The sequence below is a fragment of the Cognatundibacterium luofuense genome (genome assembly GCF_018139685.1).
GTDB classification, from domain to species: Bacteria; Pseudomonadota; Gammaproteobacteria; order Burkholderiales; family Burkholderiaceae_D; genus Undibacterium; species Undibacterium luofuense.
In genome coordinates, this window is the sequence record NZ_JAGSPN010000235.1 from 1 (window position 1) to 390 (window position 390).

General features: G+C 51.8%; 1 pseudogene. It reads left to right on the plus strand.

The annotated features are described in order from the left end of the window. Positions 1-390 (plus strand): annotated as a pseudogene (gyrB, locus tag KDM89_RS20195) (DNA gyrase subunit B); the annotation flags it as partial.

A 390-nucleotide genomic window follows, 5' to 3' on the forward strand; every position in this document is an offset into this window, starting at 1 on the left:
TCTTCAATCACGTCGAATTCCATTACGAAATTCTGTCCAAGCGTATCCGCGAATTGTCCTTCCTGAACAATGGCGTACGCATCAAACTGAATGACCACCGCACCGGCAAAGAAGAATTGTTTGCGTTCGAAGGCGGTACCCGTGGCTTCGTTGAATACATCAACAAAGCCAAAAGCGTACTGCATCCAACGATTTTCCAGGCGACCGGCGAACGCATGTCCGACCAGGGCACCAACATCACCGTTGACGTCTCCATGCAATGGAATGATGCCTACAACGAACAGGTCCTGTGCTTCACCAATAATATTCCCCAGCGCGACGGCGGCACCCATCTGACCGGCCTGCGTGCTGCGATGACACGCGTCATCAACAAATACATCGAAGAACACG